Source organism: Mycolicibacterium holsaticum DSM 44478 = JCM 12374 (genome assembly GCF_019645835.1).
GTDB lineage: Bacteria > Actinomycetota > Actinomycetes > Mycobacteriales > Mycobacteriaceae > Mycobacterium > Mycobacterium holsaticum.
Map to the genome: position 1 here is coordinate 3,627,401 of NZ_CP080998.1, position 14,408 is coordinate 3,641,808.

The following is a 14,408-nucleotide window of genomic DNA, read 5'->3' on the forward strand; positions in this document are numbered from 1 at the left end:
TTCACTTCGCGCAGATCGGGTTGGCGCCATCGAGGTCGTAGCGGTCCTTTTCGGCGTCGGTCAGATCGCGCCGATGGACCGCACAGCCCTCGGCGATCCAATCCGTCGGGTTCAGCGACCAGCGGACCAGGCGGCGGTCCGCCACCGAGGCGGTCACGGCGACATCGCGCGCGAGCGCCAGGCTTGGTGCCAGCGCGAAGCCCGATCCGGCGCCGCGGTCCACCGCCGTGAGTGGTCGGTCGGACAGCCTGGTCCGACTGGTCAGATCCCAGAAGATGATGCCGCCGTCCTCCGACACGGTGGCCAGTTCGTCGTTCCCACTGAACACGACGTCGGTCACCCGTTTGGCCACCCGCAGATCATCTCCGGTCGGCTTGCCGGTCTCGGTGTCGAGCAACCGAACCGGCCCGCTCCACAGGCTGACCGCGATGGTGTTGCCGTCGGGCGCGACCGCCAATGACCGCACCTCATCGTTCTCCAGTTTCACGGTGGTGTTCGCACCATCAGTTAGCCGATGGATGACCAGTTCGCCGGATCCGCCGATGACCAGACGCGACCCGTCCGGGGTGAACGCCAAGCCGAATGCCAATGGCGGACCCTCGATTTGGCCCTGCTCGACGAGTTCGTTGCCGGCCAACCGCCACAGCCGTACAGGCGCAGCCTCGAACGACTGGGAGTCCGTGTTCATCCACCTCGTGGCCACCGTGACCCCGTCGGGTGAGACCGCCAGCTGACTCGCCGGCTCCCCGGGCGCAACCCGGGTGGCGGTGGCCATTTTTGCGACGGCGTCCCACACCGCGACTTCGCCTTCGGTGGTGCCGGCAAGGACCCGGGCGCCGTCGGGAGAGAAGATCACCTGGTCCACCATGCCGTCGATCCTCACCGACGGGCCGTCGGGATCGGGATCGGCCACATCGGTCAGCGTCAACTCGGTGGCCAGATGCGGTTGTGCGCTTCCGGATCCCGCGGGTTCGACGGTCGCGCGCACCACGACCAATCGGTCGGCTGCGGGCGAGATGGCAACTGCCACCGCATCGGTCCAGCCGTCGACGGGTCGGGCCAGGGGGCGGCGCCGGTCTTCGCCGTAGTCCAGAAGTAAAGCTCCGCCTGCGGTTCCGCCGGTGACGCCTTGGGCGGGATCGGCGGGATCCCATGCCACGGCGGTGGCGGCCTGCTCGTCGACCTTGACCGGCGGCAGCGGTGGCGAGCCGGTGAGGTGGTTCCAGTAGATGACGAACCCGTCCTCGGACACCGATGCCACCGACCCGGCTTCAGGGCCGTCGCCGGTCGAGGCGAGCCCGGTCACCGCGTCGGCGTGAAGTCCGTTGAGCCCGGCGGCGGTCGGTCTTCCGTCCGCGCCGTTCCAGAACCCCACCGTTCCGTCACTGCCGCCGGTGACGACGGTGCCGTCGTCGACGACGGTAAGTGCGGACACCCAACTCACCGGTTCCCCGTTGGTGGAGTTGGCGACCTCCGACTGCTCCCATACGGGTCGGTCGGGTCTGGCGATGTCGAACCGTCGAATCGCACCGTCGCGCCCCGCGACGACGAGCCCACCGTCGGGCGTCCACGCGAGCGCGGTGATCGATGACAACTTCCCGGGAGCGTTCTGCACGACGGGGAACGTCGTTATCGGCGCGGAACTGTCGGCATCCCATACCAGAACGGCACCGGCGACCGTGCCGGCCGCGATCCGGCCCGTCGACGGTTGCACGGCCAGCGCGGTGACCGCGTTGCCCGGTGTTCGCACCACGGCGGGCCGCAGTGCACTGTCGAGCGTGGTGACGACGCTGCCGTCGGTGACCACCACAGCGTCGGCGCCCGCCGCGGCGGGGGCCATCGCGACCACCTCGCGGGCGAATTGGCCGTCGGCCCGGCCGATTTCGGCTCCGCTGGTGAAACTCTGGGCTAGGACTGTGCCACCTGCCGTGCCGATCCACACTCGGTCGGCGGCATCGGACATGGCGACTGCGGTCACCGGTGCATCAACGGGGATGCGTTGTTTGAACTCCGGCAGGTTGGCGACGGCGGTGAGCAGGGCCCCCTCGGTCTGCACGCTTTGGTGCAGCCGGTAGCCGTGCGCGGCGAGCAGGAAGGCGAGGTCGGGTCGCTCGAGTTCGGTCCTGCTCTGCGCCGCCAGCCGCTGCGCTTCGGCCTGGACCCGGCGTTGCTCGGCCTGATTCGCGTTGTAGACCGCGATTCCGGCGCCTGCGACCGCGGCGACGGTCAACACGGCCAACGCCGAGACGGCCGACCAGGCGATGCGCTTGGTGCGACGGTGCTGCCGGACGTCCTCACCCTCGATCTCGTCTTTGGTGCGGCCGTGCAGTGGTGCGGCCACCTCCGCGACCGCATTGCGAAATCGGCTGTTGCGCAGGTCGAGTTGGTCCTCTTCGTGTGCCCAGCGCAGATCCAGGTGGCGGGGCTCGTCGGTGAACACCCCCCGCAACGCGGGCGGCACCGCGTCGGAGTCTTCGGTGAAGTCGCCCTTCTCCGGATCCCACTCCCAGTGGCCGTCGGTGACGACAGGCAGGATCCGGTCCACGGATCGATGCGCCTTCCAGTGCTCGATCTCTCGGTTCACCCACACCGATGCGGCGGCCTGCGGCGACGTGAGCAGTAGAAACCACTCGGCCTCATCCAGCGCCCGAACGATCGCATTCCACAGGTGCGGGTCCACGGCCAGCCCGGTCTCGTCGCGGAAGACCTCCAGCGACCGGCGCCGGTACCACGGTTTGGCCAGGCGCTGAAGCGCCCGCTGTAACTCCGGCGCCAGCCGACCGTCGGCCGCGTGCGAGTAGGAGATGAACGCGTCGTAGCGCATGTCGCAGTATGCAACGCGTCAGCGCCCAGTGTTGGCTTAATGCCCGCTCAACCCGCAAATCGTGTACGACAAGCCCACACTCGCCGCCGAGGCGCGTCACAGCATGCAGCTGACGCAGCCCTCAACCTCGGTGCCCTCCAACGCCATCTGGCGCAGCCGGATGTAGTACAGCGTCTTGATGCCCTTGCGCCAGGCGTAGATCTGCGCCTTGTTGACATCACGTGTGGTGGCGGTGTCCTTGAAGAACAGCGTCAGCGACAGGCCCTGGTCGACGTGCTGGGTCGCGGCGGCGTAGGTGTCGATGACCTTCTCGTAGCCGATTTCGTAGGCGTCCTGGAAGTACTCCAGGTTGTCGTTGGTCATGTACGGCGCCGGGTAGTACACCCGCCCGATCTTGCCTTCCTTGCGGATCTCGACCTTGCTGGCGATCGGATGGATCGACGACGTCGAGTGGTTGATGTAGCTGATCGACCCCGTCGGCGGAACCGCCTGCAGGTTCTGGTTGTAGATGCCGTGCTTCTGCACCGATTCCTTGAGCCGGACCCAATCCTCTTGGGTCGGAATGCGAATGTCGGCATCGGCGAACAGCGCACGCACCTTGTCGGTCTTGGGCTCCCACGCCTGCTCGGTGTACTTGTCGAAGAACTCCCCCGACGCGTACTTGGAGCGCTCGAAGCCCTTGAACGCCGTGCCGCGTTCGATCGCGATGCGGTTCGACGCCCGCAGCGCGTGGTACAGCACGCAGTAGAAGTAGATGTTGGTGAAATCGATGCCCTCTTCGGAGCCGTAGAAGATCCGCTCGCGCGCCAGGTATCCGTGCAGGTTCATCTGTCCCAGCCCGATCGCGTGGGAGTCGTTGTTGCCCTGCTCGATCGACGGCACCGACGTGATGTGGGTCTGATCGGAGACGGCCGTCAACGCCCGAATCGCCACCTCGACAGTCTGCGCGAAGTCCGGTGAGTCCATCGCCTTGGCGATGTTCAGCGAACCCAGGTTGCACGAGATGTCCTTGCCCACATGGGCGTAGCTCAGATCCTCGTTGAACAGCGAGGGCGTGGAGACCTGCAGGATCTCCGAGCACAGATTGGAATGGGTGATCTTGCCGTCGATCGGGTTCGAGCGGTTCACCGTGTCCTCGAACATGATGTATGGATAGCCCGACTCGAACTGCAGCTCGGCCAGCGTCTGGAAGAACTCGCGCGCTTTGATCTTCGTCTTGCGGATCCGCGCGTCGTCAACCATCTCGTAGTACTTCTCGGTGACGTTAATGTCGGCGAACGGCAGACCGTAGACCCGCTCGACGTCGTAGGGCGAGAACAGGTACATGTCCTCGTTCTTCTTGGCCAACTCGAACGTGATGTCGGGAATCACCACACCGAGGCTCAGCGTCTTGATGCGGATCTTCTCGTCGGCGTTCTCCCGCTTGGTGTCCAGGAAGCGGTAGATGTCGGGATGGTGGGCGTGCAGATACACCGCACCTGCGCCTTGGCGCGCGCCCAGCTGGTTGGCGTAGGAGAACGAGTCCTCCAGCAGCTTCATGATCGGAATGACACCCGAGGACTGGTTCTCGATGTTCTTGATCGGCGCGCCGTGCTCGCGGATGTTGGTCAGCAGCAACGCCACCCCGCCGCCGCGCTTGGACAGCTGCAGCGCGGAGTTGATCGAGCGTCCGATCGACTCCATGTTGTCCTCGATGCGCAGCAGAAAGCAGCTCACCGGCTCACCGCGTTGCTTTTTGCCCGAGTTGAGGAACGTCGGGGTGGCCGGCTGGAACCGGCCGTCCATGATCTCGTCGACCAGCTGTTCGGCCAGCTTGGTGTCGCCGGACGCCAGCGTCAGCGACACCATCACGACGCGATCCTCGAAACGCTCGAGATAACGTTTTCCGTCAAACGTTTTCAGCGTGTACGAGGTGTAGTACTTGAACGCGCCGACGAACGTCGGGAACCGGAACTTCTTGGCGTACGCACGGTCCAGCAGCGTCTTGACGAAGTTGCGCGAGTACTGGTCGAGCACCTCACGCTCGTAGTAGTCCTGCTGGATCAGGTAGTCGAGCTTCTCGTCGATGTCGTGGAAGAACACCGTGTTCTGGTTGACGTGCTCGCGGAAGAACTGATGCGCAGCTTCGCGGTCCTTGTCGAACTGAATCTTTCCGTCGGCGTCGTAAAGATTCAGCATTGCGTTGAGCGCGTGGTAATCCGTCTCCCCGGGCAGCGTATGGCCGCCGCCGGTGGTGGTTACAGGCTCTGCATCTGTGACGGTTGGGGGCACGTCTGGTCCTTCCAAAAGTCTTCCAAGCCCGCACGAACGGCTTCCACGTCGTCGGGAGTTCCCATGAGTTCAAAGCGGTAGAGATACGGCACGCCGCACTTGCGTGACACCACATCGCCCGCGTAGGCGAATTCCGCGCCGAAGTTGTTGTTGCCCGCGGCGATGACGCCGCGCAGCAACGACCGGTTGTGTTCGTTGTTCAAGAACGCGATGACCTGTTTGGGGACATAGCCACCGTCGTTGATGTTCGGTGTGGCGCGCCCTCCGCCGTAAGTGGGCAGCACCAGCACATAAGGTTCGTCGACCTCGATCCGTCCGTGCAGCGGGATCCGGATGGCGGCTGTGCCCAGCTTCTCGACGAAGCGGTGGGTGTTCTCCGACACGCTGGAGAAGTAGACGAGGTTGCTCATCTCGACTCCTTCCTGCGCCTTTGGATATCCGGATACCTCTATGTCTGTGCCGCGGATGCGGCCGCTATGCCGTGACCGCGACCGCGCCTGCCAACGCCTTGATGCGGTCGGGCCGGAACCCCGACCAGTGGTCGTTGCCTGCCACGACGACGGGCGCCTGCAGGTAGCCCAGGGCCATGACGTAGTCACGAGCCTCGCTGTCGAGGCTGATGTCAACCGTCTGGTAGGCGATGCCCTGCTTGTCCAGCGCCTTGTAGGTGGCGTTGCACTGCACGCAAGCGGGCTTGGTGTACACGGTGATCGATGGCTGGCTCATCTTCGGTACGGCTCCTCTACAACTGTCACTGCACTGAGACTGGCAACTCGTCGGGTTTTACACTTCAGCGGCCCGCAGACCTCCGAAATTCCTGGCTGACCGGTACTCCCTCTTCGGAGTGTCGGGTACCGACCGTGCCGAATTCGGGGGCTCCGGCTGACCCGGGGCGGTACGCGTACCGCGGTGGCCTGTCGGTGCTCGAAACACTACACCTAGTGGCCGACATTGCGAAGGGATACCAGATGTTCTGAATGACATTTCTGAAATTCCCAGGTCGTAAGCCCCGCCCCACGCCGCCCTCGGCGTGTCGCACATCACATTCCTGCCACCGGCCGCGCACACCTGTCGGTTTACCACCGGGCACCGACACGACACGCCGCACCGGCCCGTCGCGCACCCCGCTCAGCAAACCGCCGGCCGGTCCAGAAGGAACGGCCGGCGGACGCCTTGTCGAGGTCGGTCAATCCACCTCGGCGGCCAGCTTTCCGACGATGTCGCGCAGGTTGGCGGCCACTTCGGCGTTCTCGCGCGGGTGCTTGCCGTCGAAGGCGGTGGTCTGCACCGACAGCTTCAGATCCTCGACCACACGCGGGCCAGCGATCCCGAAGGACTTGCGTGTCTCGTCGTGCGCCCACACGCCGCCGTAGCGACCCAGCGCGGCGCCGATCACGGCCAACGGCTTGTCCTGGAGCGCACCGGCGCCGAACGGCCGCGAGAGCCAGTCGATCGCGTTCTTGAGCACCCCCGGAATGGAGCCGTTGTACTCGGGTGTGACGACCAAGGCTGCGTCGGCCTCGGCAGCCGCCTGACGCAGCGCCGCAACCGGTTCGGCCACGCCTCCGTGCTCGGCGTCGTTGTCGAGGTCCTCGTTGTAGAACGGAAGCTCCCCGAGCCGGTCGAAGAGCCGCAGGGTCACCCCTTCCGGTGCGGTTTCGGCCGCCAACCCGGCCAACTGGCGGTTGATGGAACCCGCACGCAGGCTGCCCAGCAGAACCAGCACGGTGATGTCCGACATGGTCACGTCTCCTTCGGTCGGTCCACATCTTCACACGACAGAACCGGACTATAGTCCGATTAATTCCGGCTGGCCTAAACTGGTGCGATGGCCGCTTCTCGTCCCCTCATCGAGCTGCCGGTCACCGACCAAGCGCCGCACGAGCGGGGCGACGCGGCGCGCAATCGCATGCTCATCGTCGATGCCGCACGGCGCCTGATCGCCGAACACGGCGCCGACGCGATCAGCACCGACGACATCGCCGCGGCCGCCGGCGTCGGCAAGGGCACGCTGTTTCGTCGGTTCGGCAGCCGGGCTGGGCTGATGATCGTGCTGCTCGACGAGGACGAGAAGGCCGCCCAGGCGGCCTTCCTGTTCGGCCCGCCCCCGCTGGGACCCGGCGCACCGCCACTGGACCGGCTGCTGGCCTACGGGCGCAGCCGGCTCGAGTTCGTCCACACCCACCACGCCTTGATGTCGGACGCCAACCGCGATCCGCAGACGCGGTTCAGCCCGCCGGCCACGCTGCATCACCGCCACGTCAGCGTGCTGCTAGAGAATGCGGACACCTCGGGAGACCTCGATGCGCAGGCGGCCGCGCTGCTCGCCCTGCTCGACCCCGACTACGTGCACCACCAACTCACCGAGCGCGGTGCGACGCTGGAAAGCCTCGGTGATGCGTGGGAGTCGCTGGCACGCAAACTGTGCGGGCAATGAAGCGCTGGGTCCTGCACGTCGATCTCGACCAGTTCCAGGCGGCCGTCGAAGTGCGCCGTCGCCCCGAACTCGACGGCCTGCCGATCATCGTCGGCGGCAACGGCATTCCCCACGAACCCCGCAAGGTCGTCACGTGCGCCTCGTATCCGGCGCGTAAGTTCGGGGTGCACGCGGGCATGCCGCTGCGCACCGCGGCCCGCAAGTGTCCCGATGCGACGTTCTTGCCGCTGGACACCGACGCCTACGACGCGGCCTCCGAGGAGGTCATGGGGCTGCTGCGCGACTTCGGCCACCCGGTGGAGGTCTGGGGCTGGGACGAGGCGTACGTCGGGGCCGATCTCGACGACGCTGCCGACGCCGTCGAACTGGCCGCACGGATCCGCGAGACCGTCGCCGCCGAGACGGGCCTGTCGTGTTCGGTCGGCATCAGCGACAACAAGCAGCGCGCCAAGGTCGCGACCGGTTTCGGCAAGCCCGCAGGCGTTTTCGTGCTCACCGACGAGAACTGGATGGCGGTGATGGGCGACCGTGAGGTCGACGCGTTGTGGGGCGTCGGCCCCAAGACCACCAAAAGGCTTGCCACCATGGGTATCAGCACCGTCGCCGACCTGGCCGCCACCGACGCCACCAGGCTGACCTCGACGTTCGGGCCGACCACCGGGCTGTGGATCCTGCTGCTGGCCAAGGGTGGCGGCGATACCGACGTCAGCGCGACACCGTGGGTGCCGCGCTCGCGCAGCCACGTCGTCACCTTTCCCGCCGATCTCACCGAGCGCGCCGAAATGAACTCCGCCGTCATCGATCTGGCGCAGCAGACGCTGACCGAGGTCGTCGAGCAGGACCGCGTCGTCACCCGGGTGGCGGTGACGGTGCGGACCAAAACCTTCTACACCCGAAGCAAGATCCGAAAGCTGCCCGCTCCGACCGTCGATGCGCAGACCATCACCGCGACCGCACTTGACCTGCTCGACCAGTTCGAACTGGACCGGCCCGTGCGCCTGCTGGGCGTGCGGCTGGAACTCGCACCGCCGGAAGGTGGGTACTGACAGATGCTGCGCACAGTCGCGATCCGCGGCTACCGGTCGCTTCGCGACATCGTGTTGCCGTTGGCCCCGCTCACCGTGGTCACCGGCGCCAACGGCACCGGCAAGTCCTCGCTGTACCGGGCGCTTCGGCTGCTGGCCGACTGTGGGCGCGGTGAGGTGATCGGATCGCTGGCCCGCGAGGGCGGCCTGGAATCGGTGCTGTGGGCGGGCCCCGAACAGCTCGGCGGTGCACGGCGGACCGGCCGCGTCGAGGGCACCACCCGCTCCGGCCCCGTCTCGCTGGAGCTCGGCTTCGCCTCCGACGATTTCGGCTACCTGGTCGACCTCGGACTGCCCCAGATGGCCGGGCACAATTCGCTTTTCGCGCGTGACCCCGAGATCAAACGCGAGGCGGTGTTCGTCGGCCCGGTGATGCGCACCAGCTCGACACTCGTGCGCCGCACGCGCGACTACGCCGAGGCGAGCGCGGAATCAGGCCGGGGGTTCGACAAGCTGTCCCAGGCGCTCCCGCCCTACCGCAGCGTGCTCGCCGAGTACGCCCACCCCGGCACGCATCCAGAACTCGCCGCGGTACGCGATCGCCTTCGCGACTGGCGGTTCTACGACGGTTTTCGGGTGGACGCAGCCGCGCCGTCACGACAGCGTCAGGTCGGTACCCGCACGCCCGTGCTCTGCGATGACGGCAGGGACCTGGCTGCGGCAATCCAGACGATTATCGAGGCAGGCTTCGACGATCTGCAGCGCGCTGTCGCGGACGCCTTCGACGGGGCGGCGGTGTCGGTGGCCGTGCACGACGGGCTTTTCGATCTGCAGCTTCACCAGCCCGGCATGTTGCGGCCCCTGCGCGCAACCGAGTTATCCGATGGCACACTGCGATTCCTGCTGTGGGCCGCCGCGCTGTCGAGCCCGAGGCCACCGTCGCTCATGGTGCTCAACGAACCGGAGACCTCGCTGCACCCCGAACTGGTGCGCCCGTTGGCGTCGTTGATCCGTGCGGCCGCGACCACCACGCAGGTCGTCGTCGTCACGCATTCCAAAGCGCTGCTGCAGTTCCTCGATACCGTGGCCGTCGCAGACGCCGACAACGACGCGTCCGCCGTCGAGATCGGCCTGTACAAAGACCTCGGCGAGACACGTGTCGACGGGCTGGGCCTGCTCAGCGCCCCGCGCTGGGACTGGGGCCGTCGCTAGCGGCGGCGGGCGCCGGGCCGCAGCGCGCGGGTGAACAAGACGTTGGCCTGTCGCATCGCGACGGTGTAGGGCCACCAGGCCACCCGCTTGAACAGATACAGCGCCCGGATGTCGGCCGAGGTGTAGATCAGGAACCGGTTGCGGCGCACGCCCTTGACGATCCTGTCCGCGGCGTGTTCCGGTGACACCGCGTGCCCACTGAACCTGTCGGTCCACTTCTTGACGCGGGGATCGTCGCGGTCGACGCCGGCGATCTGAACCGTCTGCACCAGAGGGGTTTTCACCGCGCCGGGTACCACGACCGAGACCCCGATGCGGTGCCGGGCGAGGTCGAACCGCAGTACCTCGGACAGTCCACGAAGCCCGTATTTGCTTGCGCTGTAGGCCGCGTGCCACGGCAACGCCACCAGCCCGGCCGCCGACGACACGTTGACCAGGTGCCCGCCCTTGCCCGCCGCGACCATCGGCGGAACGAACTCCTCGATGACGTGAATGGGACCCATCAGGTTGATGTCGACCATCGACTTCCAATGCTGATGGGTCAGCGTCGACACGGTGCCCCACGCCGACACCCCGGCGATGTTCATCACCACGTCCATCGCGGGGTGCGCGGCGTGGATATCGGCGGCGAAGGCCGCCACCGCGTCGTAGTCGGAGATGTCCAGGGCCCGGTACTCGGCCACGTGGCCGCCGAGCGCCGTTGCGTCTGCCACCGTCGTCTCCAGGCCGTCGGCGTCACGGTCGGTGAGGTAGAGCTCGGCGCCCTCGGCGGCCAGTTTCAGCGCGGTCGCACGGCCGATGCCGCTGGCGGCCCCGGTGAGAAAACAACGCTTCCCGGTGAAACCGCCTCGCTGCGCCATGGCGGTGAGGATACCTACCGGTCGGGCGAGTCCTCGCGTAGGTGCGAGCCGCCCCACAACCCGTACAGCCACAACCGCTCGACGACCTCGATGGCCCGCGCGGGGTCGCGCCCGCGGCCGATGAACGCGCTGTCGTGGGTCAGCGTCATCGTCGTCGTCGCCGCCAGGGTGCGCACCAGCGCGGGCAGGTCGTCGGAGATCGGGCGGGCGTCGGCGTCCTGCTCCACCAGGCTGACGATCTTGTCGATGATGCCGTCGGCGAAATCGTCCATCATTTCCCGGATCTGTGCGTCGGTGTTCCTGGCCACCGCGCACGCATGCATGATCGGGTCGTTGGTCGCATAGACCGCCGCGGCGCTGCCGACCATCCGCTTGGCGTAATCGGAGAGCGACTCACCGGGTTCCCGGGGCGCGAAGTTGTGGGTGAGCTTGGCGAGTTCTTCGCCGGCATCGGCGAGGATCACCGCGAGCACCGCGTACTTGGAGTCGAAATAGAAGTAGAAGCCCGACCGGGCCACCCCGGCGCGCTCGCTGATCGTGCTCACCGACAGGTCGGCGAAGGATCTTTCCTGAAGCAGTTCTCGTACCGCGCCGACGATCGCATCGCGCTGGCGATCACCGCGACTGCGGCGTGTCTGCCGTACTTCGGCCGTCATGGTTTAAGACCTTTTCATCGCGGCGCACCCGCACCAAACTTGACAGGCGTCAAGTGACGATACCAGGATGGGGGTCAGGTGACATCCACCACAGCTTGCCTTTTTCAGGAGTATCCAGATGCCGACCATCAGCACCAAGGACTATCTGCTCGATCAGGCCAAACGACGGTTCACCCCGACGTTGAACAACCTGCCGCTCGGCCCGATCGAGCGCCGGTTGAACGAGCGGGAGTGGCCGCAGTTCGTGCTGGCGGAGCCGCCGGCGGGTAGCGGGCTCAAACCCGTCATGGGCGATTCCGGACTGCCGGTCCTCGGGCACATCGTGGAGGCGTTCCGCGGCGGACCCGACTATGTGCTGCAGATTTACCGCAAGTACGGCCCGGTGCACTACTCGCACTCGCCCGCACTGTCGTCGGTGTCGGCGCTGGGACCCGACGCCACGCAGGCCGTCTTCTCGAACAAGAACAAGGACTACTCGCAGAAGGGCTGGCACCCGGTCATCGGCCCGTTCTTCAACCGCGGCCTGATGATGCTCGACTTCGAAGAGCACATGTTCCACCGGCGGATCATGCAGGAGGCGTTCACGCGCACCCGCTTGACCGGCTACGTCGAGCACATCGACAAGGTGGCGTCGAAGGTGGTGGCCAACGATTGGGTGGCCAACGACGCGCGGTTCCTACTGCATCCGGCGCTCAAGGAACTCACGCTCGACATCGCCTCGGTGGTGTTCATGGGCCATGAGCCCGGCACCGACCAGGACCTGGTCACCAAGGTCAACGAGGCGTTCACCATCACCACCCGCGCCGGCGGCGCGATCATCCGCACCAGCATTCCGCCGTTCAAGTGGTGGCAGGGGCTGCGGGCCCGCAAGGTGCTCGAGGACTACTTCGAGGAGCGGGTCAAGGAGCGCCGTAGCTCCGGGGGCACCGACATGCTCTCGGTGCTGTGCCACACCGAGGATGAGGACGGCAACAGCTTCAGCGACGAGGACATCGTCAACCACATGATCTTCTTGATGATGGCCGCCCACGACACCTCGACGTCGACGCTGACCACCATGGGCTACCACCTGGCCGCCAACCCGGAGTGGCAGGAGCGGTGCCGCGACGAGTCCGCGCGGCTCGGGGACGGCCCGCTGGACATCGAGGCGCTGGAGAAGCTGGAGACCCTCGACCTGGTGATCAACGAATCGCTGCGGATGGTCACCCCGCTGCCGTTCAACGTCCGCCAAGCGGTCCGCGACACCGACCTGCTGGGGTACTACATCCCGGCAGGCACCAACGTCGTGACGTGGCCCGGCATGAACCACCGGCTGCCGGAGCTGTGGACGAACCCCGAAAAGTTCGATCCCGACCGCTTCGCCGAGCCGCGGGCCGAGCACAAGAAGCACCGGTACGCGTTCGCGCCGTTCGGCGGCGGTGCGCACAAGTGCATCGGCATGGTGTTCGGCCAGCTGGAGATCAAGACCGTGATGCACCGGCTGCTACGCAAGTACCGCCTCGAGCTGCCCCGGCCGGGCTACCAGCCGCGCTACGACTACGCCGGCATGCCCGTGCCGATGGACGGCATGCCGATCGTGTTGCGCCCGCTGAACTAGTTACGTTCCACGCCGCGGTTCGCACGCCGGAGTCTGTTTCGGCGTGGGGTCACGCGGACGTCAGCAGCCGGTTGGCGCACGCGATCACCGCGTCCAGCGCCGACCGTGTCGGGTCATCCGACAAGCCCATCGCCCACTCTGAGCGGGCGCCGTTGGAGCCCTGGATGAACGTCGCGGTGCGCCCACCCGCGGGGACCTGGTGAAACGCCGTCGTCTCGACCGCGATGCCGTGGTCGTAGAGCATCGCCGTCAGTGCCGCAACCGGGCCTGAGGCCGCCGCCGACGACGTGCTGGTCTGGTCGCCGATGGCCAGGGTCGCCTGGTAGGTGCGCGCCTGGGGGCCGATCCGGGTGGCGCGACGGTTACCGTCCGCGCACGACCAGTTGGCTAGCCGCAGCGGTCCCGCGCTGGGCGAGTACTCGGCGAGAAACGACTCGAACGGCATCGCGTCTGCCTCCTCACGTAGGCCGCGGGGCAACGGGCACTGAAAGCGCGCCGCCGCGGTACGGGCAGGTCGTGTGGTGACTGCGAAGGACATGTGTGCCGGTCTTCTGCTCTGACGAGTGACCGACGTAATAGCTTCGACCCACAGCGAGGGGTCGGTCCAGATCAGACCCCGCTGCGGGTTGCTACTACGAGTCGCCTTGGCACGGTGCCGATGCTAGACGCTCGGCGAGCCGGAGTGCAATCGCTTTTCCGGTCGCGTGTCGGCGCCCACCACGACATGCCCGCCCAGACCGCAGGACGTAACGTGAGCCGCCGATGAACTGGGCGTTGCTATTCGCGGCGGGTGTGGTCGGCGGGCTCACCGGCAGCATCGCGGGACTCGCGTCGGTAGCCACCTACCCGGCGCTACTTGTCGCGGGATTGCCCCCGGTGACCGCCAACGTGACCAACACGGTGGCGTTGGTGTTCAACGGCGTCGGTTCGGTGCTGGGTTCGCGGCCGGAGTTGCGGGGTCAGGGTCCGTGGCTGATGCGGATCACCCCGGTCGCTGCACTGGCGGGCGCGGTCGGGGCGGTGCTGTTGTTGTCGACGCCGCCGGAGGGCTTCGAGCGCCTGGTGCCGGTGCTGCTGGGGCTGGCGTCGCTGGCGATCCTGTTGCCGCGCGGCGATAAGCCCGAACAGAGCAGAGCAGATGGGCGACGTCGCGCGGGCAGGGTGATCCTGGAGGCCGCGGCGATCTTCCTGATCGCCATCTACGGCGGCTATTTCGGCGCGGCGGCGGGTGTGCTGCTGCTGGCGTTGCTGCTGCGGATCGGCCACGCCAGCCTGGCACGCGCCAACGCCAGCAAGAACTTCCTGCTCGGCGTCGCCAACCTCGTCGCGGCCGTGGTGTTCGCGCTCGTCGCGCCCGTGCAGTGGTGGGCGGTCGTACCGCTGGGGCTTGGCTGCCTCATCGGCTCCCGGCTGGGGCCCGTCGTGGTCCGCCACGCCCCCGCCGGGCCGCTGCGCGTGCTCATCGGCGTGGCCGGTCTGGCGGTGGCCGTCAAGCTGGCCTTCGACACCTACGGCTGATGCCGCCG

13 protein-coding genes are annotated in these 14,408 nt (G+C 66.9%); 5 read left to right on the top strand and 8 right to left on the bottom strand.

Annotation, left to right across the window (positions count from 1 at the left end):
* Nucleotide 1 precedes the first annotated feature (1 nt).
* The 5 genes from K3U96_RS17645 to K3U96_RS17665 form a co-directional block, all read right to left on the bottom strand.
* Entirely contained in the window at nucleotides 2-2,824 is a 2,823-nt protein-coding gene (locus K3U96_RS17645) for a TIR domain-containing protein (RefSeq protein ID WP_220690559.1), read from the bottom strand.
* 96 nt (nucleotides 2,825-2,920) lie between these two features.
* Nucleotides 2,921-5,095 carry a class 1b ribonucleoside-diphosphate reductase subunit alpha gene (gene nrdE, locus K3U96_RS17650; RefSeq protein WP_084222985.1) on the bottom strand — a complete coding sequence of 725 codons (2,175 nt, stop codon included), beginning with the start codon at nucleotides 5,093-5,095 and terminating at the stop codon, nucleotides 2,921-2,923.
* A complete protein-coding gene (gene nrdI / locus K3U96_RS17655) occupies nucleotides 5,062-5,505 on the bottom strand; it encodes a class Ib ribonucleoside-diphosphate reductase assembly flavoprotein NrdI (protein WP_220690560.1) in 444 nt (147 codons plus the stop codon). The genes nrdE and nrdI overlap by 34 nt, the downstream gene beginning before the upstream one ends.
* Nucleotides 5,506-5,569: 64 nt before the next feature.
* Entirely contained in the window at nucleotides 5,570-5,821 is a 252-nt protein-coding gene (locus K3U96_RS17660; protein ID WP_069404383.1) for a redoxin NrdH, read from the bottom strand.
* Between the two features lie 460 nt (nucleotides 5,822-6,281).
* Nucleotides 6,282-6,836 (bottom strand): NAD(P)H-dependent oxidoreductase, encoded by a 555-nt coding sequence (locus K3U96_RS17665; RefSeq protein ID WP_220690561.1) that lies wholly within the window; start codon nucleotides 6,834-6,836, stop codon nucleotides 6,282-6,284.
* Nucleotides 6,837-6,923: 87 nt separating this feature from the next.
* Here K3U96_RS17665 and K3U96_RS17670 point away from each other — a divergent pair, with 87 nt between their 5' ends.
* From K3U96_RS17670 to K3U96_RS17680, 3 genes are read left to right on the top strand one after another with little or no spacing between them, the layout of a single operon-like run.
* A complete protein-coding gene (locus K3U96_RS17670; protein WP_220690562.1) occupies nucleotides 6,924-7,532 on the top strand; it encodes a TetR/AcrR family transcriptional regulator in 609 nt (202 codons plus the stop codon).
* The gene (locus K3U96_RS17675) at nucleotides 7,529-8,578 is read left to right on the top strand and encodes a DNA polymerase IV (RefSeq protein WP_220690563.1); all 1,050 of its coding nucleotides are present in this window, start codon (nucleotides 7,529-7,531) and stop codon (nucleotides 8,576-8,578) included. Before K3U96_RS17670 ends, K3U96_RS17675 begins: the two co-directional genes overlap by 4 nt.
* Before the next feature lie 3 nt (nucleotides 8,579-8,581).
* Nucleotides 8,582-9,769 carry an AAA family ATPase gene (locus K3U96_RS17680; protein WP_220690564.1) on the top strand — a complete coding sequence of 396 codons (1,188 nt, stop codon included), beginning with the start codon at nucleotides 8,582-8,584 and terminating at the stop codon, nucleotides 9,767-9,769.
* On the opposite strand, the gene K3U96_RS17685 is transcribed toward K3U96_RS17680, so the two are convergent.
* Both K3U96_RS17685 and K3U96_RS17690 read right to left on the bottom strand, forming a co-directional pair.
* Nucleotides 9,766-10,629, bottom strand: coding sequence for an SDR family oxidoreductase (locus K3U96_RS17685; protein WP_069404387.1), 864 nt, complete (start codon nucleotides 10,627-10,629; stop codon nucleotides 9,766-9,768). The two genes, K3U96_RS17680 and K3U96_RS17685, sit on opposite strands and share 4 nt — an antisense overlap.
* Nucleotides 10,630-10,643: 14 nt before the next feature.
* Nucleotides 10,644-11,285 (bottom strand): TetR/AcrR family transcriptional regulator, encoded by a 642-nt coding sequence (locus K3U96_RS17690; protein WP_220690565.1) that lies wholly within the window; start codon nucleotides 11,283-11,285, stop codon nucleotides 10,644-10,646.
* A 118-nt stretch (nucleotides 11,286-11,403) separates the two neighbouring features.
* On the opposite strand from K3U96_RS17690, the gene K3U96_RS17695 reads away from it, so the two are divergent.
* Nucleotides 11,404-12,882: a cytochrome P450 gene (locus K3U96_RS17695; protein ID WP_220690566.1), complete on the top strand. Its 1,479-nt coding sequence runs from the start codon at nucleotides 11,404-11,406 to the stop codon at nucleotides 12,880-12,882.
* Between the two features lie 49 nt (nucleotides 12,883-12,931).
* Here the strand turns inward: K3U96_RS17695 and K3U96_RS17700 are convergent, their stop codons facing one another.
* On the bottom strand, nucleotides 12,932-13,420 hold the full coding sequence (locus tag K3U96_RS17700) for a 2-isopropylmalate synthase (protein WP_220690567.1): 489 nt from the start codon (nucleotides 13,418-13,420) through the stop codon (nucleotides 12,932-12,934).
* Nucleotides 13,421-13,644: 224 nt separating this feature from the next.
* Here K3U96_RS17700 and K3U96_RS17705 point away from each other — a divergent pair, with 224 nt between their 5' ends.
* Nucleotides 13,645-14,400 carry a sulfite exporter TauE/SafE family protein gene (locus K3U96_RS17705; RefSeq protein ID WP_220690568.1) on the top strand — a complete coding sequence of 252 codons (756 nt, stop codon included), beginning with the start codon at nucleotides 13,645-13,647 and terminating at the stop codon, nucleotides 14,398-14,400.
* Nucleotides 14,401-14,408 lie beyond the last annotated feature (8 nt).

Coding starts and splice junctions, on each gene's coding strand:
- K3U96_RS17645 (WP_220690559.1), bottom strand. CDS start 2,824: ATGCGCTACGACGCGTTCATCTCCTACTCGCACGCGGCCGACGGTCGG.
- nrdI (WP_220690560.1), bottom strand. CDS start 5,505: ATGAGCAACCTCGTCTACTTCTCCAGCGTGTCGGAGAACACCCACCGC.
- K3U96_RS17660 (WP_069404383.1), bottom strand. CDS start 5,821: ATGAGCCAGCCATCGATCACCGTGTACACCAAGCCCGCTTGCGTGCAG.
- K3U96_RS17665 (WP_220690561.1), bottom strand. CDS start 6,836: ATGTCGGACATCACCGTGCTGGTTCTGCTGGGCAGCCTGCGTGCGGGT.
- K3U96_RS17670 (WP_220690562.1), top strand. CDS start 6,924: ATGGCCGCTTCTCGTCCCCTCATCGAGCTGCCGGTCACCGACCAAGCG.
- K3U96_RS17675 (WP_220690563.1), top strand. CDS start 7,529: ATGAAGCGCTGGGTCCTGCACGTCGATCTCGACCAGTTCCAGGCGGCC.
- K3U96_RS17680 (WP_220690564.1), top strand. CDS start 8,582: ATGCTGCGCACAGTCGCGATCCGCGGCTACCGGTCGCTTCGCGACATC.
- K3U96_RS17685 (WP_069404387.1), bottom strand. CDS start 10,629: ATGGCGCAGCGAGGCGGTTTCACCGGGAAGCGTTGTTTTCTCACCGGG.
- K3U96_RS17690 (WP_220690565.1), bottom strand. CDS start 11,285: ATGACGGCCGAAGTACGGCAGACACGCCGCAGTCGCGGTGATCGCCAG.
- K3U96_RS17695 (WP_220690566.1), top strand. CDS start 11,404: ATGCCGACCATCAGCACCAAGGACTATCTGCTCGATCAGGCCAAACGA.
- K3U96_RS17700 (WP_220690567.1), bottom strand. CDS start 13,420: ATGTCCTTCGCAGTCACCACACGACCTGCCCGTACCGCGGCGGCGCGC.
- K3U96_RS17705 (WP_220690568.1), top strand. CDS start 13,645: ATGAACTGGGCGTTGCTATTCGCGGCGGGTGTGGTCGGCGGGCTCACC.